20 protein-coding genes are annotated in these 23,796 nt (G+C 60.6%); 13 read left to right on the top strand and 7 right to left on the bottom strand.

Annotation, left to right across the window (positions count from 1 at the left end; all coding sequences use genetic code 11):
- Window positions 1-43 precede the first annotated feature (43 nt).
- The 8 genes from tssB to ACFQX9_RS07435 all read left to right on the top strand — a co-directional run bounded on the left by tssB (window position 44) and on the right by ACFQX9_RS07435 (window position 10,681).
- Entirely contained in the window at window positions 44-571 is a 528-nt protein-coding gene (tssB, locus tag ACFQX9_RS07400; protein ID WP_026233414.1) for a type VI secretion system contractile sheath small subunit, read from the top strand.
- Between the two features lie 16 nt (window positions 572-587).
- Window positions 588-2,090: a type VI secretion system contractile sheath large subunit gene (gene tssC / locus ACFQX9_RS07405; protein ID WP_018457634.1), complete on the top strand. Its 1,503-nt coding sequence runs from the start codon at window positions 588-590 to the stop codon at window positions 2,088-2,090.
- Window positions 2,091-2,139: 49 nt separating this feature from the next.
- Complete coding sequence (locus ACFQX9_RS07410; protein ID WP_018457635.1) at window positions 2,140-2,625, top strand: type VI secretion system tube protein Hcp; 486 nt, start codon at window positions 2,140-2,142, stop codon at window positions 2,623-2,625.
- A 181-nt stretch (window positions 2,626-2,806) separates the two neighbouring features.
- Window positions 2,807-3,355: a type VI secretion system baseplate subunit TssE gene (gene tssE, locus ACFQX9_RS07415; RefSeq protein WP_026233415.1), complete on the top strand. Its 549-nt coding sequence runs from the start codon at window positions 2,807-2,809 to the stop codon at window positions 3,353-3,355.
- Window position 3,356: 1 nt separating this feature from the next.
- The gene (gene tssF / locus ACFQX9_RS07420; protein ID WP_018457637.1) at window positions 3,357-5,324 is read left to right on the top strand and encodes a type VI secretion system baseplate subunit TssF; all 1,968 of its coding nucleotides are present in this window, start codon (window positions 3,357-3,359) and stop codon (window positions 5,322-5,324) included.
- Window positions 5,288-6,352 (top strand): type VI secretion system baseplate subunit TssG, encoded by a 1,065-nt coding sequence (tssG, locus tag ACFQX9_RS07425; protein ID WP_018457638.1) that lies wholly within the window; start codon window positions 5,288-5,290, stop codon window positions 6,350-6,352. Before tssF ends, tssG begins: the two co-directional genes overlap by 37 nt.
- A 97-nt stretch (window positions 6,353-6,449) precedes the next feature.
- Entirely contained in the window at window positions 6,450-9,089 is a 2,640-nt protein-coding gene (gene tssH, locus ACFQX9_RS07430; RefSeq protein WP_247335871.1) for a type VI secretion system ATPase TssH, read from the top strand.
- A gap of 5 nt (window positions 9,090-9,094) precedes the next feature.
- Window positions 9,095-10,681: a methyltransferase regulatory domain-containing protein gene (locus tag ACFQX9_RS07435; RefSeq protein WP_377787492.1), complete on the top strand. Its 1,587-nt coding sequence runs from the start codon at window positions 9,095-9,097 to the stop codon at window positions 10,679-10,681.
- Window positions 10,682-10,770: 89 nt separating this feature from the next.
- Here ACFQX9_RS07435 and ACFQX9_RS07440 read toward each other — a convergent pair whose 3' ends face one another.
- The gene (locus ACFQX9_RS07440; RefSeq protein ID WP_231190730.1) at window positions 10,771-11,379 is read right to left on the bottom strand and encodes a hypothetical protein; all 609 of its coding nucleotides are present in this window, start codon (window positions 11,377-11,379) and stop codon (window positions 10,771-10,773) included.
- Window positions 11,380-11,612: 233 nt separating this feature from the next.
- On the opposite strand from ACFQX9_RS07440, the gene ACFQX9_RS07445 reads away from it, so the two are divergent.
- The 3 genes from ACFQX9_RS07445 to ACFQX9_RS07455 all read left to right on the top strand — a co-directional run bounded on the left by ACFQX9_RS07445 (window position 11,613) and on the right by ACFQX9_RS07455 (window position 16,021).
- On the top strand, window positions 11,613-12,491 hold the full coding sequence (locus tag ACFQX9_RS07445; RefSeq protein WP_377787496.1) for a hypothetical protein: 879 nt from the start codon (window positions 11,613-11,615) through the stop codon (window positions 12,489-12,491).
- A gap of 197 nt (window positions 12,492-12,688) precedes the next feature.
- Window positions 12,689-13,822 (top strand): hypothetical protein, encoded by a 1,134-nt coding sequence (locus ACFQX9_RS07450; protein WP_377787499.1) that lies wholly within the window; start codon window positions 12,689-12,691, stop codon window positions 13,820-13,822.
- A gap of 504 nt (window positions 13,823-14,326) precedes the next feature.
- Complete coding sequence (locus ACFQX9_RS07455) at window positions 14,327-16,021, top strand: MASE4 domain-containing protein (protein WP_377787502.1); 1,695 nt, start codon at window positions 14,327-14,329, stop codon at window positions 16,019-16,021.
- Window positions 16,022-16,062: 41 nt separating this feature from the next.
- Here ACFQX9_RS07455 and ACFQX9_RS07460 read toward each other — a convergent pair whose 3' ends face one another.
- From ACFQX9_RS07460 to ACFQX9_RS07485, 6 genes are all read right to left on the bottom strand, one after another.
- A complete protein-coding gene (locus ACFQX9_RS07460; protein WP_377787505.1) occupies window positions 16,063-16,530 on the bottom strand; it encodes a hypothetical protein in 468 nt (155 codons plus the stop codon).
- Entirely contained in the window at window positions 16,514-17,431 is a 918-nt protein-coding gene (locus ACFQX9_RS07465) for a DUF2950 domain-containing protein (protein WP_377787508.1), read from the bottom strand. The genes ACFQX9_RS07460 and ACFQX9_RS07465 overlap by 17 nt, the downstream gene beginning before the upstream one ends.
- Window positions 17,428-19,071 carry a DUF3300 domain-containing protein gene (locus ACFQX9_RS07470; RefSeq protein WP_377787512.1) on the bottom strand — a complete coding sequence of 548 codons (1,644 nt, stop codon included), beginning with the start codon at window positions 19,069-19,071 and terminating at the stop codon, window positions 17,428-17,430. Before ACFQX9_RS07470 ends, ACFQX9_RS07465 begins: the two co-directional genes overlap by 4 nt.
- A gap of 104 nt (window positions 19,072-19,175) precedes the next feature.
- Complete coding sequence (locus ACFQX9_RS07475) at window positions 19,176-20,543, bottom strand: TAXI family TRAP transporter solute-binding subunit (protein ID WP_377787598.1); 1,368 nt, start codon at window positions 20,541-20,543, stop codon at window positions 19,176-19,178.
- A 113-nt stretch (window positions 20,544-20,656) separates the two neighbouring features.
- Entirely contained in the window at window positions 20,657-21,889 is a 1,233-nt protein-coding gene (locus ACFQX9_RS07480) for an HlyD family secretion protein (protein ID WP_377787600.1), read from the bottom strand.
- Window positions 21,882-22,292 (bottom strand): hypothetical protein, encoded by a 411-nt coding sequence (locus tag ACFQX9_RS07485; protein ID WP_018458147.1) that lies wholly within the window; start codon window positions 22,290-22,292, stop codon window positions 21,882-21,884. The genes ACFQX9_RS07480 and ACFQX9_RS07485 overlap by 8 nt, the downstream gene beginning before the upstream one ends.
- Window positions 22,293-22,473: 181 nt before the next feature.
- On the opposite strand from ACFQX9_RS07485, the gene ACFQX9_RS07490 reads away from it, so the two are divergent.
- A complete protein-coding gene (locus ACFQX9_RS07490; RefSeq protein WP_204511558.1) occupies window positions 22,474-22,926 on the top strand; it encodes a hypothetical protein in 453 nt (150 codons plus the stop codon).
- A gap of 36 nt (window positions 22,927-22,962) precedes the next feature.
- Entirely contained in the window at window positions 22,963-23,763 is an 801-nt protein-coding gene (gene ppk2 / locus ACFQX9_RS07495; RefSeq protein WP_018458145.1) for a polyphosphate kinase 2, read from the top strand.
- Window positions 23,764-23,796 lie beyond the last annotated feature (33 nt).

Here is a 23,796-nt window from a genome sequence, read left to right on the forward strand (position 1 = left end):
CGTGCAATTTGGCTTCTGATGCGATTTCGCAGGGAGGGGAACCATGGCTACTGACAGCGGTCAAAAATTCATTCGACGAAACCGCGCACCACGCGTGCACATAACATACGAGGATCCTTACGATGCCGAGCGGCTGATCGAGCTGCCGTTCGTCATGGGCGTCCTCTCCGACCTCTCCGGCAATAATCCCGGCATCGAGAAGTCGAAGGTCGAGGAGCGTAAGTTCCTCGAGTTCGATATGGACAATTTCGACAACCGCATGGCCGCAATCCAGCCCGGCGTGACGGCGCGCGTCGCCAATCGCCTCAGCGATGGTTCCGACGAAAAGATCTCGGTCAACTTGCGCTTCAACAAGATGGCAGACTTCACTCCTGTGGCAGTCGCCCGCCAGGTGCCGGCCACCGCCAAGCTGCTCGAGGCACGCGAACAACTCGCCAACCTGCTGCGCTACATGGACGGCAAGGTGGCCGCCGAGGACCAGCTGAAAAAACTTCTCGCCGATCCTCAACTGATGGCAGCGCTGCGGGAACGCGCGACAAGCCAGTCGAGCGAACCTGGCACCGAGAGCTAAGGAAGGAATGGGGACCATGGCAAAAGAAGCTGTTCACACAGAGAGCCCTACCCAAGTCAAAACCGTCGAAGCTGATGAGTTTGCCAGCCTGCTAAAGCAAAGCTTCAAACCGCGCACTGAACGTGCAGCGACCGAAGTCGAAAACGCCGTATCCACGCTCGTTCAAGAGGCGTTGAAGGACACAAGCGTCATAAAGTCGGACGTCCTCGACACCATCGAGGAGATGATCGCGCGGATCGACCAGAAGCTGACCGCGCAAATGAACGAGATTCTTCATACACCTGAGTTCCAGGCAATCGAAAGTGCGTGGCGCGGTCTCCACTACCTCGTCTTCAATTCCGAGACCGACGCCAACCTGAAAATCCGGGTGATGAACGTCTCAAAGAACGAGCTGTATCGAAATCTGCGGCTTTATCCCGATGCACGCTGGGACCAGAGCCCCCTTTTCAAGCAGATCTATGAGTATGAATTCGGCCAGCTGGGTGGCGAGCCTTTCGGCTGCCTGATCGGCGACTATTATTTCAGTCACCTCCCCACCGATGTGCAACTGCTCCGCGATCTCAGCAAGATCGCCGGCGCCGCACACGCCCCCTTCTTCAGCGGCGCCGAGCCGACGCTGATGGGAATGGACTCTTGGACCGAGCTGTCCAACCCTCGGGACATCGGCAAGGTGTTCGACACGCCGGAATATGCCGCATGGAAGGGACTGCGCGATCAGGACGACTCGCGCTATCTCGGCCTGTGCATGCCGCGCGCGCTCGGCCGCCTCCCCTACGGCGCGAAATCGGAGCCCGTGGAAGAGTTCGCCTTCGAAGAGGAGACGGACGGACACACCGGCGACAAATACGGCTGGATCAACGCCGCCTACGCAATGGCCGTCAACATCAACCGCGCCTTCAAGGAGTTTGGCTGGTGCACGCGCATCCGCGGTGTGCAGTCCGGCGGTGAAGTTATCAACCTGCCGACGCACACGTTCCCGACCGATGACGGCGGCGTCGACCTGAAATGCCCGACCGAGATCGCCATCAGCGATCGCCGTGAGCACGAACTTGCGAAGGCGGGCCTCATCCCGCTGATCCATCGCAAGAACACCGACAAGGCGGCGTTCATCGGCGCTCAGTCGCTCTACAAGCCGAAGAAGTATTTCGGCGAGAAAGGCGTGGATGCCACCGCCTCTGATAACCTGTCGTCACGACTGCCCTACATGTTCGCTGTGTCTCGCTTTGCGCACTATCTGAAGTGCATGGTTCGCGACAAGATCGGATCCATGAAGGAGAAGGATGAGCTGACGGTCTGGCTGCAGACCTGGATCAACGAGTACGTTGATGCCAATCCAGCCCTGTCGTCAGAAGCTCAGAAGGCGCGCAAGCCGCTGGCCGCTGCGAAGGTAGAGGTCATAGCAAACGAGGAGAACCCGGGATATTACAACGCGCGCTTCTTTCTTCGTCCACACTTTCAGTTGGAGGCGATGGACGTCGGCCTCAGTCTGGTTTCGCGCCTTCCCGGCCCCGGCTCCTGACGCCGCAGCATCGCAACCGTAACATGCAGAAATTTGAAAGGACTATGCTATGGCTGTCGACATTTTCCTGAAACTCGATCCGATTAAGGGCGAGTCGCTGGACGACAAGCACAAGGACGAAATCGATATTTTGAGCTGGTCTTTCGGCGAGAGCCAGTCAGGCACTTTCCACAGCGGTTCGGGCGGCGGTGCCGGTAAGGTCAGCATCCAGGACCTGCACTTCACGCACTTCGTCGACAAGGCCACGCCGGAGCTTTTCAAAGTCTGTGCGAACGGCAAGCACATTGATACGGCGATCCTCACGGTGCGCAAGGCGGGCGAAAATCCGCTGGAGTATCTCAAGATCGAGATGAAGCACATTCTGGTCACGAGTGTATCGACGGGCGGATCGCACGGCGAAGATCGCCTCACTGAAAACGTGAGTCTGAATTTCGCCAAGGTCAAGATGACGTACAAGACCCAGACGGAAAAAGGCGGCGCTGGAGCGGCGCCGGTGTTTGGCTGGGACGTTCCCGCCAACAAGGAATGGGCCTGATCGTCGGCTTCTGCTTGGCGTTGGTTGCGATTAGCTGAGCCGGCGCCGCACGGTGCGATTGCGTTGACGTCTCGGCGGGAGCGGTTACGAGCACGACCGCCTGCCGAGGCGACAACCATCCTGGAGACCAGCTGATGCTCCGCGGAAGGGCATAGCGGGCCCGGCATCTTGGGGAAGGTAAATGACCATTACTCCAAAGAGGGATCGTCTCTCTCCCCCGCTAATGCTGGCCTTTCGCTTGGCTCATGAAGCTCGCGATGCGCGCAAGAAGCTCAATTTGCGCGATGAATTCGGTGAACGGGTCATTGCCGGACGGCGTAGCGCCGGCCGCTTTCCCATCTCGGAAACGCTGTTGCGGCGGGAAATCTCTCATGACCTTGAAGCCCTTCTCAATACCATTGCTCTGGAATCGACTTTGGATCTGAGCGACCGGGATTGCGTCCGGAGATCGATCTTGAACTACGGCTTCCCCGATATCGCCCACCGCTCGATCGACGAGGTTACGGACGACGAACTCACCGACGCGTTGCGCGAGACGCTAGCGACCTACGAACCCAGACTCGACCGCAAGACGATTCGGGTTCGTCGCGACGGCTCGGTCGGCCCTGAGCAGCTGAAGCTGCGCTTCATCGTTCACGCCGACCTCAAAGCTGAGCCGCTCAACGTCCCCGTGGAATTTGTCGCCGACGTCGATCTCGACAGCGGCGACATCCAGATCAATCGACTTTAGCATGAATCGCGAATTCCTCGATTTCTACAATCGTGAACTGTCATTGCTGTACGAGCAGGCGGGAGATTTCGCCGAAGAATATCCAGGTATCGCAGAGCGCCTCGGCGGCCTGATCCGAGACCGCTCGGACCCGATGATCACGGGACTGCTGGAAGGCGCTGCCTTTCTTGCCGCCCGCGTTCAACTCAAGCTCAAGCACGAGTTCCCGGAATTCACTGCAAACCTGCTCGAGCAACTGGTACCGAACTATCTTGCGCCGACACCTTCGGCCATGCTGGTGACCGCAAGGCCACCCTATGCCGACCCGGCGCTGCGTGACGGCAGGAAGATCGCGCGCGGCGCCTATTTCGACGCGACCTATCGCGAGAGAGAGCGAAGTCTTTCCTGCCGGTTTCGACTTTGCCGCGACATCGTGCTCTGGCCATTTGACGTCACAAGCGCCGAGTATTTCTCGACGGCGGGCGCTCTGCAGGCGCTTGGTATCCCGATCGACAGTGACGTCATCGCGGGGCTGAGGCTATCGTTGACCCATCGTAGTGCGGCCCGGCTCGAGGACGAGCCGCCGGACGCGGAGGCTCGGACCAAGCCGGAAACGTGGTTCGCAGGCTGCCGCGTGAGCGAGCTTCCGATCTACCTGTCCGGTGCGGAATCCGACGCCATCGCGCTTTACGAGCAGTTGATCTCGAATTGCAGGGGGGTCTACTTCCGGCATCTCGACGACTTTGGCGATCCGGTGGTGACTCGTGCCCCCCATGACAGCGTGCAGCAAATTGGTTTCGACGAGAATGAGTCTCTATTTCCTAACGATAACCGGATCTTTCGTGGCTCGGAATTGCTGCGTGAATACTTCATGTTTCCACGCAAGTTCCTCGGCATTACCCTCACCGGACTTCGCGGCGTGATGTCACGGCTGCGCAGCAAATCGATCGATATTGTCTTCGCATTCGATGAACACAGTTCACGATTGGCCGCCTCGGTGCGCCCCGAGACGTTCAGGCTCTATACCGCGCCGGCGATCAATCTGTTCGAGAAGACGAGTGACCGTATTCCGGTCAAGTCGAATACGCACGAGTACCATGTGGTGCCAGATCGCAGCCGCTATCTGGAATACGAACCGCACCAGGTGCTCGAAGTCTACGCACACCTTCCGGCAGAGAAGGATAAGCGCCCCGTGCGCCCGCTATATTCGGCCGCCGTCGACCGGAGCGGCGGGTCGGCCGACAGGCTTTATTTCACTGTGCGCCGCTTGCCGCGGCGCCGCACAGTGGAAGAAAAGACATACGGCGCCTCCTCAGACTACACCGGGACGGACATGTTCCTGTCACTGCTCGAGCCCGGTGAATTGAGCGGCAAAGGCTCTGTCGCCGAACTGAGCGTTCGGGCTCTCTGCTCCAATCGCCATCTCACGGAGCACTTGCCGGTCGGCCAGGGCGGCGCCGATTTTCGTTTGCTGGACGACACATCTCTTGATCTGATGTGCGTCGCTGGTCCGACTCCGCCGCGCGAGCCGGTGGTGGCCCAATTGCGCAGCCGCAGCGAAATCGTCAACAGCGGCGTTGTCAGCTGGCGGCTCATCAACATGCTCAGCCTCAACTATCTTGGGCTCGTCGAGCGCGGTGGCGGCAAGAACGCCGGAGCGCTGCGCGAGATGCTGTCCTTGTTCGCCGACCAATTCGACGACGCCACGGAACGCAAGATCCGCGGCGTGCGCAGCATAGAAAGCCGCCCCATCGTGCGACGCGTGCGTGAGCGCACCGGCAGCGGCGCAGCACGTGGCTTGGAGATTATCGTCACACTCGACGAGAAGGCATTTGAGGGCAGCGGCGTGTTCTTGCTCGGGGCGATCCTGGAACGCTTCTTTGCCGACTATTCCGGCTTCAACACCTTCACCCAGACGGTCATCTCGACGCCGGAGCGCGGCGAGATCATGCGATGGCCGCCGCGCATGGGCACGCGGAGACCGCTATGACCCTGATCGACCAGATGAAGGCCGAGCCCTGGCGTTTCGATTTCTTCCATACGTTACGCCAGTTCGAGCGCGCCAACCCGGATCGACCGCGGATCGGTGACAGTGCCGCGCGCCGCGACGAATATGTCGACCTCGGCCAAGTGCCTTATCTGGAGTTTCCCGCCTCGAATCTCGCGGCCGTGGACGACCAGAGTGGCCGGCTCAGGATACTCGTCAAATTTCTCGGCCTCCTGGGCCCGCAGGGCGCCCTGCCCATTGCCACCACCGACGAAAGCCTCAGCTGGTGGCTGATGCGGGATGACGCTTTCCCGCGCTTTCTCGATCTGTTTAACGGGCGCTTCCTGCAACTCTTCTTTCGTGCCTGGGCCGACGCGCGCCCGATCGCGCAGCACGACCGCCCGGCGGACGATCGCTTCATTGCCTATGTCGGCTCCTTCGCCGGCTTGGGCACCGATGTTTTCGCCGATCGCGATACCGTTCCGGACATGGCGAAGCTCAGCTTCGCTGGACTGGTCGCGCCAAGGGCGAAGTGTGCATCACGGTTGACGCGATTCCTGCAAGGACTGTTCGAGGTCAAAGTCGAGATCGACGAATTCGTCGGCACTTGGCTCTCGTTCGACCCAAGTCACTGCAGCCGGCTCGGCGGAACGCATGCGAGGCTCGGTCAGGACGCCCTTCTGGGCTCGCGCGTGTTCAGCGTCGAGGACAAGATCAGAGTTCGGGTCTTTGTCAGAACATTTGCTCAGTACGAACAATTCCTGCCGACCGAAACACCCAACCTGTCGGAGCCACTGGCCGACGCCGTTTTCTTCTATGTCGGCGACGAATTGGAATGGGAGGTAGAGCTCGCCATTCCTGCCGGAGAGGTTGTACCGGTCAGGCTCGGACAAAGTGGTCGACTTGGATGGACTTCTTGGGTCTCGCCGAACTGGGCCTCCACAGAAGAATATCGCCGCGATGCCCGCTTTCAGCTCGGGGAGCGATTGAGATCCCGCCGGAGCGCCGCAGCCAATGCCACGGCGATTTGAACCTATCCATAGTGCTGATCGCCTAATGCTATGGAATTTGAAGCCAATTCCGCATGATGACAAGCATCCGCGGAGGAGTTGAGCAGGAGGAGCCGCCGTGACCGACATCAGCATTGAAGCTGTAACGGGCAAGCTGAACCGGGCCGGCTATGATGCCTTCATACAGGCCCTGCGCCACGCAAAGAGCGCCGGCAATCGCAACGTCGAGCTTGCGCACTGGCTGTTTCATATTCTGCAGCAGGAGGGCAACGATCTCAGCCTCTCGGTCGATCACTACAAGCTCGACCGGGCGCGCTTATTGTCGGACCTGGCCGGCGTGATCAGCGGCTTTTCTAAGAACGAGACCGACATGCCGGGCGTCGCGAATTCGGTCATCGATCTGCTCGATCGCGGCTGGCACTATGCCACACTCTTCTTTGGCGAGACCCAGATCCGCACCGGTCATCTGCTCGTTGCCGGCCTGAAATCGAACGATATTCGTCGCGCGCTGAACAACCTCTCGCGGGAATTTGCCAAGGTCAACGTCGACGCACTGGCGGCGGAACGCCGCGCTGTCTGGACCGGCTCCGACGAGGAGGACATGCGGCCGATGGACGGATCGGGCCTGGTTGGCGCCGGCACGGAAGGCGCGGCCCAAGCTGGTCCGAAGGGCACGACGCCGCTCGACCGGTTCTCCCAGGACCTCACTGCCAAGGCTAAATCGGGCGAAATGGATCCGATCCTTGGCCGGGACGAAGAAATCCGCCAACTGATCGACGTGTTGATGCGTCGGCGGCAGAACAATCCAATTCTCACCGGCGAGGCTGGCGTCGGCAAGACCGCAGTTGTCGAAGGCTTTGCGCAGCGCATTGCCGCCGGCGACGTGCCGCCACCGCTGCGCGGTGTAAGGCTCTGCGCACTCGACATCGGCCTGATGCAAGCCGGCGCCTCCATGAAGGGCGAGTTCGAGCAGCGCTTGCGGTCGGTGATCGACGAGGTCCAGAGCTCACCTACTCCCATCATCTTGTTCATCGATGAGGCCCACACACTCATCGGCGCCGGCGGCGCCGCCGGTACCGGCGATGCGGCCAATCTCCTGAAACCTCCCCTCGCCCGTGGCACGCTTCGTACGATCGCCGCCACCACATGGGCGGAATATCGCCAGTACATCGAAAAGGATCCCGCACTCACCCGGCGCTTCCAGCCAATCCAGATCGATGAACCTGATGTGGAGACCTGCTGCATCATGCTTCGCGGACTTCTCGGTCCGATGGAAAAGCACCATGGCGTTCGCATTTCGGATGCTGCGATCGTCGCAGCAGTCAACCTGTCCCACCGATACATTCCTTCACGGCAGTTGCCGGACAAGGCGGTCAGCCTGCTTGATACAGCCTCGGCACGCGTAGCCATCAGCCAGAGCGCGACGCCGGCCTTGATCGAGGATGCACGCGTGGCGATTGCCGCTCGTGAAGCTGAGAGATCTGCGCTCGTCAGCGACGGCGACCTTGGGATAGAGGACAACGAGCGCATTGTCGCGATCGACAACGACATCGCCGCACTGAAAGACAAGCTGACGAACCTCGATGGCGATTGGGCGGTCGAGCAGGAGCTCATCAAGGACATCCGCAGCATTCGTGAAATCCTGTCCAGGCCCAAGGAAGGCGAAGATCCGGCTGCCAGGCGCGCGGAGCTGCGCGGCAAGTTCGACACACTTGAGACCATCAATCCGGAAAAGCGAATGGTCTATGCCCATGTAGACCAGCAGTCGGTGGCGTCCGTTGTCTCTGATTGGACCGGCATCCCGGTCGGCCGGATGATGCGCGACGAGATCGAAACCGTGCTGAAGCTACCGGAGATCCTCAACCGCCGCGTCGTCGGCCAGTCCCATGGGCTGACAATGATCGCCAAGCGAATTGAGACCAGCCGCGCTAAGCTGGACAACCCGTCGAAACCGATCGGCGTATTCATGTTGGCTGGCCCATCCGGTGTGGGCAAGACCGAAACCGCCCTGGCGCTTGCCGAGACTCTTTATGGCGGCGAGCAAAACATGATTACGATCAACATGTCAGAGTTCCAGGAAGCGCACACCGTCTCGACCTTGAAAGGCGCACCTCCCGGGTATGTCGGCTATGGCGAAGGTGGGCGCCTCACCGAGGCCGTCCGGCGCAAGCCCTATAGCGTCATTCTGCTCGACGAGGTGGAGAAAGCTCATCCCGACGTCCATGAGATTTTCTTTCAGGTATTCGACAAAGGAACCATGGAGGACGGCAACGGGCGACGGATCGACTTCAAGAACACTTTGATCATCCTTACCACCAACGTCGGCACCGATATGATCATGGGCCTATCACGCGATCCAAAGTATCGCGACGAGCCGGAAGAGCTCGCCAGGATGCTAAGGCCGGAGTTGCTCAAGGTGTTCCCAGCGGCGCTGCTCGGACGCATCGTCTCGATACCGTACTTCCCGCTATCGGACGAGATGCTGTCCGGGATCGTGCGTTTGCAACTCGACCGCATCGGAAGGCGCCTTCGCGACAATCATAACGCGACCTTCGGTTATGACGACGCGGTCGTCGAGCACATTGTGTCGCGCTGCAACGACCCCGACTCCGGTGGGCGAATGATTGACAACATCATCACCAACACCCTGCTCCCCGAGCTGTCGCGCGAATTCCTCAGCAAGTCGCTCGCCAAGGAAGAGGTGAAGGAAGCACGTGTCTCGATCGACAACAACAAGTTCGCATATTCGTGGAATTGAGCACGATGAACATTCAAACCGAGCATCGTCACCCAAACATCGGTCCAACGCCATACGACGAGGTCTACTACCCGGGCCATGTTTATGGGCTTACTCATCCCAACCATCTTGCTACCATGGCCGCCGTTTACGGCATGCAGCCGGCGCCGGTCGAGCGTTGCCGGGTGCTGGAGCTTGGCTGCGGCGTCGGCGGCAACCTGTTGCCGATGGCCTTTCAATATCCGAACAGCGAATTCGTCGGTGTCGACCTGAGCGGCGTGACGATCGAGCGCGGTCAGAACAATGTCGCTACATTGGGCCTGGAGAACATCAAGCTTCTCCACTGCGACATCATGAATGTCGATGCAAGCTTCGGACGGTTCGACTACATCATCGCGCACGGCGTGTATTCCTGGGTGCCACCGGCGGTGCGCGAGAAGATGATGATGATCTTCAAACAGAACCTCGCGCCGCAGGGGGTCTGCTACGTCAGTTACAATGCGCACCCGTTCTCACATATGCGCGACATGGTCCGCGACATGATGCGGTATCACACCCGCCGCCTCACCGGCATGAAAGAAAAAGTAGGACAGGCCCGCGCAATCTTGAAGTTCTTGAGCGAGGGATCGAAAGCCAACTCGGTTCACGGCGCGATCATGCGCGATCAGTACAACCGCGTCCTCAAGGCGCCCGACGAGCTGTTGTTTCACGACGATCTCGACGAAGGCGCCGAGGCCTTCCTGCTGCACGAGGTTGTCGAGCTTGCAGGCTCTCATGGCTTGCAATATCTAAGCGACGCCGATTTCTCGCGACGCAATCTGGCGGGCTATTCCGAGGAGCTACGCGCGACGTTGCAACGCTTCCCGGAAACCGAGTTCATGGCACGCGATCAGTATCAGGACTTCATCGACGGTAACGGCTTTCGCCGTACCTTGCTCTGCCACGACAACGTCTCGCTCTCCCGCCAGACCGACCTCGATTTCGTCACCCGGTTCTATTTGCTGAGCACGACGAGCCCGGTTGATCCGGACGCCTGCGTAACGGACGATTCAGCGATGGAATTCGAAAATGAGGACGGTAGCAGGATCACGGTGACCAATTCGCTCTTGAAGGCGGCGCACCTATGCCTCGGCCGCGCTTGGCCTCGCGCGCTGTCATTTGACGAATTGCTCGATGGGGCGCGAGTGCTGCTTGGCGGCGGGCAGGCAGATGATGACCAAAAGGCGTTGACCGAGGCGATGTTTATCCTGGCTTGCAGCGGCGAGGTCTCGTTCCTGCTGTCGCGTCCCTTCTTATTGACGGAAGCGACCCAGCATCCGCAGGCGAGCCTGCTCGCGCGAAAACAAGCGCAAACAGGTCCGCTCGTCACCAATCTCCTCCACCAAACCGTGCAGTTGGAGGACGACCGAACCAGGGATTTCCTGCAATTGCTCGATGGTACGCGGACCATCGACCAGATCACGGCCGAGATGACCGAGAAATTCGGCCCGACCATCCAGGTAGATCAGAAGGATCGTGCCAGGAAGCCCGCCGAGCCGCTGCTGCTATCAACGCGAGAAAGCGTTCAACGCTCGCTTGCGATGGTCGGCAAGCTGGGCTTGCTAATCGCCTGACGCGCTCATGTGCGCCGGGCACCGTGGAAGGAGTGGCGGAAGGAACCAGAAGATCTGCTACCTCCCGAAACAGGCGAGGTGCCCATCACTCAGCCATCGTGGGTGTACTGCTGGCCGAGCAGCCATCCGGTGAGAATACCACCGGGTCCGCTGGTATAGACCGGATGAAGGCCCACGCCGGCGCGCAGCATCCGCCATTCACTCTCGCCGACCCAGGGAATGCCAGGATCGCCCTTTTGGTATTGCGACAGTAACGTTTTGGCGACCTCAGCGGCATTGGCGTAAATCGGGCCGTTGGCCCAGCGCGGCCGCGGGAGGCCGGTCATGCGGCAATAGAGCGCCGTGCAGACGTACGCGGACGCCTCTTCGGCATTGGCGTCGAGGCCGGTACGCAACAGATCGTAGGCTGCATGCAGGCTCTCATGGACGATATAGGCTCCGTCCATCCGCCCCGCCGCCGACACGACCTCCAGCGTGTTCGCAGCGACCGCTGTGCCGTCCGCCCTGGTTCTTGCCACATCGTTATATTGTGCGGCAACGCCTGCCGCGAGATCCGTCGGAGCCCTGACGGTGACCCGCCCCAACCGGATCGCGCGGGCGACGTGATGGAACGTTTGCGGCGCAATCGTCACGTGGCTGCCGCGGATCGGAAATCGGAAACGAATGCGTGCTACCGCCGGCCCATTGAGTATATCCAATACCCTGCCTCGCAGTGACATCTGATCGTCCTCGCCGCTTAAAGTACCCCCTGCATAGTGGTCGCCGATTCCAGTTGGCGGGTTCAAACTGCATCGGTGCTGGGGCAATAGGGGTTTGACTCTTGCCGTAATTGGCATGGGGCGTTCGGTAACTTCATAGAACCAGCAGACATTGAACCCGAACCCGTTCGGGCGAGACCAATCTGAGGTGAGGATTGCCACGGAGGCGCGCCATGACGACGACCGATCCGACGACGACCGACACTTACCGGAAGATCGCGGCGCGATTGACCATGCTGCGACCGCAGATCGATTTGAAGAATTACTTTGCCGGCGCCAACCCGAATGTGCGCCTTTATGACGAGAAGCCCTACATCCGACACCAACTCGAGAAGTATGGTGTCGCTGCCGCGACGACCACGCTCGACGGCGTCACCTTCCTGCCCAAGGACTGGGAAGAGCTGATCAAGAAGCTGCGCATTGCCAAGACGACGGACGGATTCGACGCATTCGCCGAAGGGCAAAGCCCGGAAAAGGCGTCGCATTGGGCTCTCGATCTGTCGATGGCGGCAACGATCGGCAAGGGGTTTCGGGAGATCTGGCGCCCAAAGCTGTCCGACAAGCCACTCTCAACGCGGGATCTCCCGGGCCGGCACGGCTTCGGGCTCGGACGCGACCGCGGACAATGGAGCGATGCCTACAGCTCGCAATTCGGCAAAGACCCGCAGCCCCAGGACATCACCTCGCTGCATTTCGCAGTAGCACCCGACCGGGTGAACGTGCACATCGACGAAACAGGCTTCGTGTTCGAGGGAGTGGACGGTGCCCTTACGGTCGGACCGAACTTCATGCACCACGCCGGCAATGAGCTGTTCTGGAAGAGCAACTCACATGTGCCGCGTTGGGCGGCCGAACACATCGACTTGATATTGCCGAACAGCGCGAACGACTTTTCGCGCGTGGGCGTTTCGGTCGACATGTACCAGCGCAAAGATCTGCGCGTCACGGTCACCGGCTCCTGCGGAATTTTCGGCGGTTTCGAGTGCTCCGGAACCGTGAGCGTCAGCAGCACGCATGACCTGCTAGGCTCGAGGTCAAAAGGCCGACGCTAAAGCGGGGATTGCTGGTTCGATTGTCCGCGCCTCCAAGCTACGAATGAGGCTCCTCCCTAGCCTACCTGTTCGCGGTCCGAATGAATGGAACCATCGAACCGCCTCAAGGTAACGGCGACCAATGAATATTGGTGGCAAGAGTAGTTCTGCAGGACTCAGCAAGGGAGGTCCTTACATTGCCGAACCAGGAAAGACCCTTGAAGCCTGTCGTCGAAAGCTACGTACCGCCAGCGGGAACGCGACATGCGGTGGCGGCAGGCGAGACCTGGATATCCCTCGCCAAGCGGATCGGCATCGATCCATGGGACCTCATCGAGTTCAATTTTCCGGGCATCAAGCTCGTCAAACAGCGCGATTTCCAACAAGCCACAAGGCAGGTGAACTGGTACCTAGCCGAGTATGTAGGCTGCCGCGCGATATCGCCCGACCGCCAGAATTTTGCGTTTTCTTCCGGTACGACCGGCGGGAAAGGTGGATGGAAAGGCGGCTTCATCTATCTACCGCCAGGTACGCCGCCTCCCCCGCCGATTGCGCCCATTCCACCGGTTGCGCCCACACCAGTGGCCCCGATCCCACCGGCATGTGAAGGAAGCCGACCCGACTTCGCCCGCGTGCTGGACGTCAGCGAACGGGATTTCGCGCGCAACGTCTTTGGCCCGACCCTGCCGCCGTGGGAGACGATCGCGATTACCAACGGCCTGGGAGCAGGCGGAAGACCGTGGACGAACGACGGACCGTTCTTTAGAGGAAGCAATCCCATGGTGCCGAGCATGCGGTATGCCATCAATCTTGGCAATGTCGCGTTCAGTAACCTGGCATCTCCTAGCCCCACCTTCGGCCTCCTGTGCGACAACTTCGGTCGAATTTGCGACCTCTTCGTGCACGAAATGACCCATGTGTGGCAGGCGTTCAACGATTCGAACTGGACGATGGCGCGCTCCTTCTGGGCGCAGACAATCGGTGCCGGATACGAGTACACGCCCGGCGACTCCTGGGACTCATACAACGTCGAGCAACAGGCACACATCGTTGAAGATTGGCACAAATACAAAATCAGTCTTCCGATGCTTGCCGAGGAACGGTATCCGTACGTCCGGCTCGTGATCCGATCTGGACGCCTCACTTTTCCTCGCGGGCTGGATCTGGCGGCTTTGAAAGGACCTTCAAGATCTGCGCGCAAGGCACCTGGAGTAGGTCCGCCGCAAGGGAGCGGTCGGGAGCTTACTCAAGTGATGCACCAACACGCCGATAATTCGATGCGGTGCGGGCGCATTCTTCCTCTCTCCGAGAGTAGTTTTACGACTTGTCCAGCGTGCTGGTCAGCTTCATAGCGCAAGCACACGGAGAAGAATTGCGCGGCCGCCATGCGACAGGCAATCGACGTCCTGTCAGACTGTTTTCTGCGTCGCTAGCGCGCGGCGCATAGCTCGCGACATCCGCGGTCAGAATAGCCTCGGCTCGACGTACAATTTGCTGGCCCTCGCAGCCGCCGACGAAATCCAGACCGCACAATCATCGATCGAGATTCAAATCTACACCAAGCAAACTCGACACCAGCGCGTTGCCCCGCATTGCGAATTTCCGGCATGTTGCCGGCTCAACCGGCGAGCAACGATCCGGATGATTATCCCCGGCGCGGTGAACCGGCGCGATACTATTGTGGATTAAGGTTGGGGAGCTATAGCAAGCTTCGCACAGTCCTTGCAGGATTCCGGTGTATACGCGGCGCAAAGCTTCATGATCGTTCCTCGGAGGGGCTTCAACCTGGTCTGCCCTTACGGGCTTTCAACGGGCGTGGGGACGAGTAAGATGCTGTCTCGTGGCCCGGAGGCGGCATGAGCCAGCGCAAGTTCATGGGACTTGTCGGCGGTGCGACAGCATCAGGGCCGGGCATTGCGCTAGCGAGCCAGCGATCAGCCAACGCAGCCGCCGAGCCCGGTTACGATGATGAGCAAGAATTCCCACTAATCATCGCGAACATCCCCGCAACCCCTCGTCAAAAGGCCTGGGCGGTGGGTGTCGCCGTCTTGCTCATCGTCCTTGCAGCGGTCATCGCGCCGTTCGCCCGGATCCAATTGGGCCAGATTAATGGTTTCGTTCCAGTGTTGCAGACCGCGTTGGCCTTGGCCGAGTTCATCACGGCAGCCCTGCTATTTGCTCAATTTTCGATCCAGCCTCAACGGGCACTTCTCGCACTGGCAAGCGGATACGTTTTCAGCGGATCATTCGCATTCTTGCAAACGCTCGCCTTTCCGAACGGATACGCTTCCGCGGGTGTCATTGGGGATGGACTGAACAGCCCAGCTTGGCTTTACGTGCTATGGCACGCAACGTTCCCCGCGGCGATTTTCGGCTACGGGTTCACGAAGGATCATTCCGCCGGCGGCAGACCAGGCAAACCTGCAACAGCCGCGATCATAATAGTTGTCGGGTGCATCGGCGCCGCCGTGGCAGGACTGACGTGGATCGTGAACGCGAAAGCCGAATGGCTTCCTAATTTCTACGTGAACGACGTCAGGCACCAGACCCCTCTCGGCAATCAGGTCAACCTGATGCTTTTGCTATGGAATCTGACTGCTCTCACCGTTTTGTTTGCACGCATGCGCACCATTCTTGACCTCTGGCTGATGGTGACTTTGCTCGCCTACTTGCCGAACTTTCTGGTAGCAATCATCGGCAGCTCGGTTCGGTTCACCATCGGTTGGTACGCAGCACGCGGTTTCGTTCTCGTCGGCAGTTGCATGTTGCTGACCGTATTGCTCATCGAAACGATGTTTATCTATTCGCGCCTTGCCAGCGTCATTGCCCTGCAACGACGCGAACGAGCGAACCGGCTTCTCAGCATCGACGCGGTCACTGGCGCGATCGCCCACGAGCTAAGATCGCCATTGGGGGCCATCTCGCTCAATGCTGCGACAGGCCTAAGTCACCTGCGAGCTGCCCCCCTTGAACTGGAGGACCTCGAGAACATCCTGTCTGACATCGAAGCGGACAGCAGCCGCGCCGCTGACATCATATCGAACATTCGCGAGATGACAATCAAAACGGCGCAGGGCGGCGCTTCAGCAAACGTCGAGGATGTCGCCGAGCTTGCGCTGAGACTGTTGAGGCACGATCTTCTTGCCAATGGCGTAACAGTAATTACGGAGTTTCAGGGCAACATTCCCCCAGTCGCTCTGGGCGGCACTGAGCTTCAGCAGATTGTCCTGAACCTCTGCAAAAACGCGCTTGACGCAATGAGTTCTGTCCCCGCCGATCAACGACAGCTCCGTATAAAAACCAGCCTTGATGGTGGCGCAACGGTCCATTTGTCCGTAGAAGACTCCGGCACCGGCATCACACCCCGTCACCAAGAGCGCATCTTCGATCCGTTCTTCACGACGAAACAAGGCGGTATGGGGTTGGGGCTGGCCATCTCCTCCAACCTGGTCGGAAGGTGCGGTGGAAAGCTGAGGCTGGTCAAATCGGACGTCAGGGGCTCCGTTTTCGAGCTGGAAATGCCCGTCTCCGCCCCCGCTTCGGTGCAATGACGGTACGGGACCGTCACGACCATTCCGCCTTTCGCGCGCGCTCACTTCAGAGAGATCATGATTGTGCTGAGATTAGCGGCGAATTCCACCCCGGCTTTTGGTCCCTGCAGCACCATCGTGACCCCTTTGTCGTTGCGCAGCTGAGCGCCATTGATGCCGCCGATCAGGGCGGCCCCGCCACCGACCGAGCTGTATGCGCCGGCAAAATCGCTGACCTCTCGAATGCCTGAAGCCCAGCCCTCGAGCCACCCAACGGTAGCGCCGACGGTAAAACCCAAGCTTACCCCGCTGATGCGGAACGGATGATGGCAGCCGCGATAGGTCAGCACGCCGCTCCCAGCGCCAGCGCCCACGAGCAGTCCCGCCTTTACGATCTTGATCCGGACCTGCGCGGATGCCTGTGCAAACGACGGGGTCGTCGGGATAAGGAGTGCGAGCAGCACGAGGCGTGCCAAACGCCAAAGAAGCCCACGCAAGATCTGCGTGCGTCGCTCAGGGTTTTGCACCATCCAGCTTCTTCCAGGTCTGGTCCGGATCGAACGCGCTGATGCGGGAAACGAGGACCTTGGTCCGAGGCCCGAGATCCTTCTGGTAGACAACGCCCGCATGGTTGACCAGGAAGGTCATGACGCCGGAATTGCCGTACTCGGCCGGCCAGGCGACCAGTGCGAAACCTCCGATCATCTTGCCGTTGACGACATAGTTCAGCGCGCCGCCTGGCGTGTTCGATCCCTGCCCCTTCAGGATGCGGAAATAGTAGCCATGATAGGGCGCCGGCCCCTCCTCGGCCTTGTAGCCTTCGGCGGAAGCCTGCGCCGCCAATGCACCGAGCGGGCTCGGGTCGCTGTCGTCGCGCCAGAACAACCCGTCCTTCTTGCCCGCGCTGCTGACGATGCGTTGTGCGTACACGCCGGCCCCTTCGCCGCGATCCTTGTCGGCGTAGTCGTTCTCGGCATCGACAAAGGCGAGACTGGTCTGGATGGCGTCGAGCTCATTGCGGCCGATGCGGCGATACAGCACCTCGATGCGACCTTCGGCGATATCGAATTCCCAGCCGGTCCTGGTGTTGACGAGCGGAATCGGGAACGGAAAGTCGTCCGGACCCAACATCAGCACTGCCTTCCTGTTACCCTTCGCCTTGATCGCATGCTTCGCATCATACATCGAGGTGAAGCGTTTCCGGATGTCGACGTCGGCGACCTCGTCGCCGGAGGAAACGATGTCCTCGGCAGCGCTGCCGAGGACTTTCAGGATGGCCCGGTCCGGCCCGCTTTTCACGGCGGCAGCGAGCGCCGCTGCCGCATCCTCCGGTGTCGGATAGGACTGCTGCGCAAGGGATGGCGAGCTCAGGAGCCCCACCGCAATAATGGCCGGCAAGATGGCGAGACGAAGCGACTTCAAACCCATCATGGCGTCACCTCGCCAGGAATCCGCGCGCCGCTCTCGAGCCAGTCGCGATAGGTACGGAATTTCAGACCGAGCTTTTCGTAATAGACCCGGAGATAGCCGTCGGCTCCGCGGGTGACGGCTACCGGCTTCACGTCCTCGACTTCTTGCGCAATGACGCCGACATAGGCCTTGTCGCTGCCGATATAGCTGAAGCGGTAATAACCAAGACCGCTTGCGAGATGGCCGAGCAGAACGACGTCATGCTTCAGCGCGATATCGGAACGCCGTCCACCGCCACCACCACCACGGCCTCCGCCACCCTGGAAGCCTCCGCCGCCGCCTCGGCCTGCGAAGCTCGCACCTCCGCCACCGCCACCGCGCGGTCCCATGCTCGCCATGCTCGCATGACCACGCGCCGATGCTGCGGCCGCCGAGCGGCCCGACGACACGTTCAGCACGCTTCCGCTACCACCGCGGTTCACGGCTTTGGCGCCCCCACCCTTGGCGCCGCCCGCTTTAGGGCCAGCACTCTTTGCGCCGGCATTCTTGGCACCACCGCCCTTGGCCGCGCGATCGCCACCGCCTTTGGCGCGATCGCCTCCCGCCTTGGCGCGATCCCCGGCGCCTTGACGGTCGCCACCTCGCTCGCCAGCGCGATCTGCCGCACGATCCCCAGCGCGATCTGCGCCACCAGGCCGATCCTGTCCCGGCTTCAAGACTTGCTGTCCGTCGCGGCCGCGGAAATCCATGCGGTCGGCGGCGCCGGCCTTCAGATTGCTATTGCCGAAGCGCTGCTGAACGTTGGCGTTGTTGTAGCGTACCCCTTGGCGATGCGACGGATTGTGCTGCCAGCCAGTTCCGATGTTGGTGGTGCGGTGATTGATATAGACGTTGCGGTTACCCCAGTTGCAGCCGCCGCCCCAATAATTGCCCCAGCGACCGATGGCCCAGGCTGTGCCGAACGCGAGACCCGCCGCGACGACGCCTGCGCCGATGTAGGACGGGTAGCCGAAGTAATATGGTGGATACTCGGTGTAGGGCCACGCGCCGTAGACCGTCGCAGGCTCGTAGTACGGCACGTACATCGTATCGGGAACCGCCGGCTCGATCACGACCACCTGCCTGCTTTCCTCGGTCTTCACGGTCACCTTCTGCTGCGTGGTGGTCACCAGCTTCTTGTTGTCATAAGCCTTGGTCCGCAGCCGCTGGACCGCATCCATCACATCCGATTGCTGCGCGAGCACGGCGTCGCCCAGCGCCTTGGTCCAGTCGAGCTTGTCGCTCATCATGGCCAACGCTTCGGCGGTTGAGGCCAGCGCCTTGACGCTGTCATCCCAAGGCTGCTTCTCGACTTCAGTCTTCAGGGCATCACCCTTCAGAGTCTTGCGCTCTTTCAGCCAGCGATCGGCCTGAACGACTTCCAAGGGATAGGTGGACGCGGCCAGCACGTTTGCAAGCAGTTCGTCCGGATAGAGCGCAATCGGTGCGACCAGAGCTTCGAGCTGCTCGGGCTTGAGCAACTCAGCAGCCGATAGAGGCTTGCCGGCGGTTTGGACTCCGCTACTTGGGGCCGCCGGAGCGTCTGCGGTTTGGGCTACTGCGGCGACAGGCATCGCCAAGAGCAACGCCATCGCGATCAGAGTGTTCCCGCAACGAAGCATCACGTCCTCCCTTGAGCTCCCGTTGGACCAAGCATCTTGGACGATCAGTGTCTTCTATTGATCAAGATCAAAGAAGATGGAGCTCTCCCGGAGGTCGGAGCTATTCACTCCGCGGCCGGACGTTCGATCCGATCGATGTCCGGCCGCACCGCTTGGCCGCTGCTGCCCAGCCGCGCAGAAAGTAAGATCCGGCGATCGTGGATCAGGCTTTGAAGGCGGTGCGCGGCTACATTCAGGGTGGAGACATCGAGCGCATTCTCGTCTCCTGCAGCGGCCTTGGCGCGCTGGCCCTGGAGCACCCGGTCGATCTCGACCTCGATATCGGACAGTTCGGCCTCCGCCTCCGTCCTGCGTATCCGCGCGCCCAGTGCATACAGTAAGTCCAGGCCCCGTTCGTCCTTAGAAGGATCACGCACCTGAAGGAATTTCCAAGCCGCCGCCAATATAGAGATGAGGCCGCCGAAAATCATGGGCGCGAGGAAGATCGCGTTTCCCCATTCGTCCAGAAAGCTCTGCTGCGTTCCGTTGTAGAATGCCGCGGCGCCAGGATGAACCGGGAGGAAGGCGTCCGAATCCGTGCTCGGTGCGGTCATTTGCGAGAGGATCGGCAATTCGCCGAGCAGGTCCCTGCGCGCCTTCATCAGCGCGTCGGCCAGGCTGCCCGCCACCTCTGCGCTGAGCTGCTTTTGCGCGACCACATAGAACGAAACCCGCAGCGTGGTAAGATCCTCGCTCGGGACAGGCGGCGAACCGCGCAGCGTGCCCTTCGGGACATCGAAGCTTTCATAGGCGCGCTGCTTTTCAGCGATGGCACCAGCCGCCTCGACGGGAAGGAGGACCGGCGCGGTCTTCGGCGTCTGCAGAAAGAGGCCGCGCAAGAGGGCGAGATACTTTTCCGCAAGGGGAACGACGATCAGAATCGCCCGTACCTCCTTGGCATCGAGTGCCCGCCGCGCGTCTGCCGGTTGGAGATTGCGGAATGTCACGTTGGCGCGTCCAAGGCCGTATTCGTCGCTGAGGACGTCGACGACCTTGCGATTCATCTCGCCGCCGATCACGCCGACGCTGGTGCGCTTCAGACCAGCGATTTCGGTAATGGAGGAGCCCGGCGGCGCAACCAGCAGGACAACGGCATGGGCGAGAACCACGATGGCCTGCGCCTGCGATAGGTCGCCCACGTCGCCGCGGACGACAGCAAGCTCGACCTTTTCCGCCGCAAACTGCTCGGCAGCATCAAGCGCGTTGGTGGTTTCCACAAGCTTGAGCCGGACCGGGGCGTTCACCACGGCAAGCCGGCTCGCCAACGCCGATACCAGACGCGTGGCTTCGCCATCCAGCGACCCGACCGCGATGGTCAGCGTCGTCGGGTGAGAGTACCAGCGGTAGCCGAACAGGCCCGCTCCAAGCACGAGCACAACAGCGCTGGCGACAATGAAGGAACGAAGCCAGATCGGCATTTTTGCGGGGACCATGTGGCGCTCATAGTGAATATGCGCTGGGTGGTCGGACTGGCTCATGATGCCAGACCGGCTCAACTGAGGCGCATCGCTGAACCGACGTGCGGTTCAAACCAAAGCGAAGCCGGTCAGTGCCCGCTCAGCACCAGCGTCTTGATCGGCAGCAGCAGCGCCTGAATTCGCAAGAGCATGGCGTGCACGAGGCCGACACCGTCGACAACATGCAGAGCGACGGCCCGACCCGTGCCCGTCTCCTTTGCGGATATCTCCTCGTGATTGCTGGTATAGGCATTGACGATGCAGCTGCTGCCCGGCGTCACGCCTTCAAGTCCGCCCTTATAGAGCGGCTCAAGGAAGGCCAGGATCGTGCCGGGCCGGCCGACGTTCTGCGCTTCTATCAGTTGCTCGCCACTTCGGAACTGCCCGGCTGCGATGTAGTCCTGGACACTGGTGACGACCATGGGAATGATCACCCACGGCTTCGAGATGCAGGTTGCTTCCGCCACCATGCCGACCTTCATCACCTGCGCCTCGATCTGACCAAAGCCGGCCTGCAAGGCGCGCCTGCCGGCGCCGTCCGGAACCAGCACGCCGGCCGGGCGCATCAGCTGATTGACGACATCGCCGGTGCGGACCAGGAATTGCTCCACGCGGCCGTCGACACCGGCGCGAACGAAGGTCTTGTCCAGATCGACCTGCGCTTCCGCCAACGCCGCCTGGCCGCTCGCTTTTTCAGCCGGCAACAGCGTTGAAAGCCGCAATGTCGCTGACGTCTTGGACGCGGTGGCCGAGTCCACACCAGCCTGCCGCTGGTTGACCACGACCAGTAATTTCTCGATATCGCGCTGCGGGACGATACCGGGGTTGCGGCGCTGCAACTCCGTCTTGACATCCAGCTCGTCCTTGGCCTGCTGAAGGCTGGCCTTGGCTTCCTGGATCTGCGCTTCGGCTTTGACGACGTCGTTTTCGGCGCTTGTCATCGCAGCGTCGACCTCGGCGATCTTGCGGGTGGCTGTTTCCAACGCAGCCTTCTGCTTCGAACCGTCCAGCCTGAACAGCACATCACCCTTCTTCACGGCCTCGCTGTAGCCGACATTGACTTCCGCGACGCGGCCCGAGCCCTCGGGCAGGATCGGCACCGTGCGGAAATAGAGCGTGGCCGAGGTCGTCGACGGATGAAAGTAGAAGATCATCGTGATCAGAGAAATCGTGAGCATCAGGCAGCCGGTGATGCCCCATCGCAATTCGTACCAAATGGAAAAGAACGTGATCTCTTTGCCGAAACGTTTGCCTTGGGCATAGCGGCGGTAGAGGTAGTCCGGCAGGATGGTCAGAAGAGAGCAGAACATGAGCTCAAACATGGCTGTGTTCCTTCCCCTTGACGATCGGCTTCTCGACCGGCGGCAGGATTGGCAGTTCAGGCTCGCGGCCCTCACCGGGCGCCGCGTCAGCGATTCTCTCGACCGAGCCTGCGATGCTCCGCAGCGGCGTGCCGAAATCCGGCAGGTCGATCATCGCGAGCAGAAGGCCGGCCACCCAGAAAATGTGCATGTGCGTAAAGAGCGAGATGATGCCCAGCACGGCCACGATCTCGAACTGCAGCTTCTGCGACTTGTGCGCCATTCGTTCGGGGAGGCTGTGCAGCTTCCAATAGAGCGTACCGACCCAGAGCACGCTGCCGATCAGGAAGATCCCCATCACCACCATCAGCACGTCCGTGCCGCTTCCCGGCGCGAGATAGAACGGCAGATGATGCGGGGCCAACGGATGAATTTGCTCGGTCAATGGTCGCCTCCACAGAAGGGATCAGGGCGTTCTGCGCGCCGGCTCGTTACCGTGGCCGCGCAGGTGAGAAAATTGCTTGATATGAATCAAAGGTCCGGACGGCGCGAGCCATACCTTAGCTCTGACTCCGATCCCACAGCAAGCCAGGAACGCACCAATCATGCCCGGCATCGATGAGCTCATTCCCAACGCACTGCAAATTCGCAAGGAAGCTGCGCTCGAGGAAGCCAGAAAGGCCGAGGAATATGTTCGCCTCGCCGCCGCGGCCGAAGCCGAGAAACGCGACTTGATCGAACGGCTAAGCAAACCGTCCGGAAAATCCGAGGAGGAGAAAATCAAGCTCGCCTCGACCATCATCCAGCGCGCGGTTCGCAACGGCCTGACCGAAGTGCAGGTCTATCGCTTCCCGAATACCCTGTGCACCGACAAGGGCCGCGCGATCAACCAAATGGAGGCGGGCTGGGAGAAAACGCTGACGGGAATTCCAAAAGAGATCTTCGAGCTCTGGTCCGAATACCTCAAGCCGCGCGGTTATCGCATCGGCTATCAGGTCATCGATTTTCCCGGCGGCGTGCCCGGCGACATCGGCGTCATCATTTCCTGGGGCGACTGATCACGTTTCGGCCGAGTTAAGAGAAGGCGGAGCGGCATGGCAAAGGACGAAGCCTCAGAGCGGATGAAGCGCAAGGACTACGAGAAGGAGCTCGAAAAGCTACAGATCGAGCTTTGCCATCTCCAGGATTATGTAAAGGAAAACAAGCTTCGAGTCATCGTCCTGTTCGAAGGCCGCGACGCGGCCGGCAAGGGCGGCACGATCAAGGCGATCACTGAAAAGGTTAGCCCGCGCGTGTTCCGGGTGGTGGCGCTGCCGGCGCCATCGGATCGCGAAAAGACGCAGCTCTTCTTCCAGCGCTACATGAAGCAGTTTCCGGCGGGCGGCGAGATCGTGATCTTCGACCGGAGCTGGTACAATCGCGCTGGCGTCGAATATGTCATGGGATTCTGCTCGCCCGCCGAGCACGATCGTTTCCTCTCGCTCTGTCCGCAGATGGAAAAGTACGTCATCGACGGCGGCATCATCCTGATCAAGATCTGGCTCGAGGTCGGGATGGACGAGCAGGAGCGCCGCTTCCACGCCCGCATCGACGATCCGGTGCGGCAATGGAAGCTGAGCCCGATGGACCTCGAATCCTTCAAGCGCTGGTATGATTATTCGCGCGCGCGCGACCTGATGCTCAAGAAGACGAGCACGAAGGACGCCCCATGGTACATCATTCGGTCCGACGACAAGCGGCGGGCGCGGCTGAACTGTATCGCGCACATCCTGGAGGCTATCCCGCACAAGCGGATCAAGAAGGACGAGGTGAAGCTGCCGAAGCGCTCCGACAAGGGACGTTACAATGACCAGGCCCCCTTGCGCGGGATGAACTTCGTCGCCGAACGCTATTGACGAAGTGATCGGGCCGCACGGCGCGCGCGGTCC

Source organism: Bradyrhizobium sp. GCM10028915 (assembly GCF_042666195.1).
GTDB lineage: Bacteria > Pseudomonadota > Alphaproteobacteria > Rhizobiales > Xanthobacteraceae > Bradyrhizobium > Bradyrhizobium canariense_D.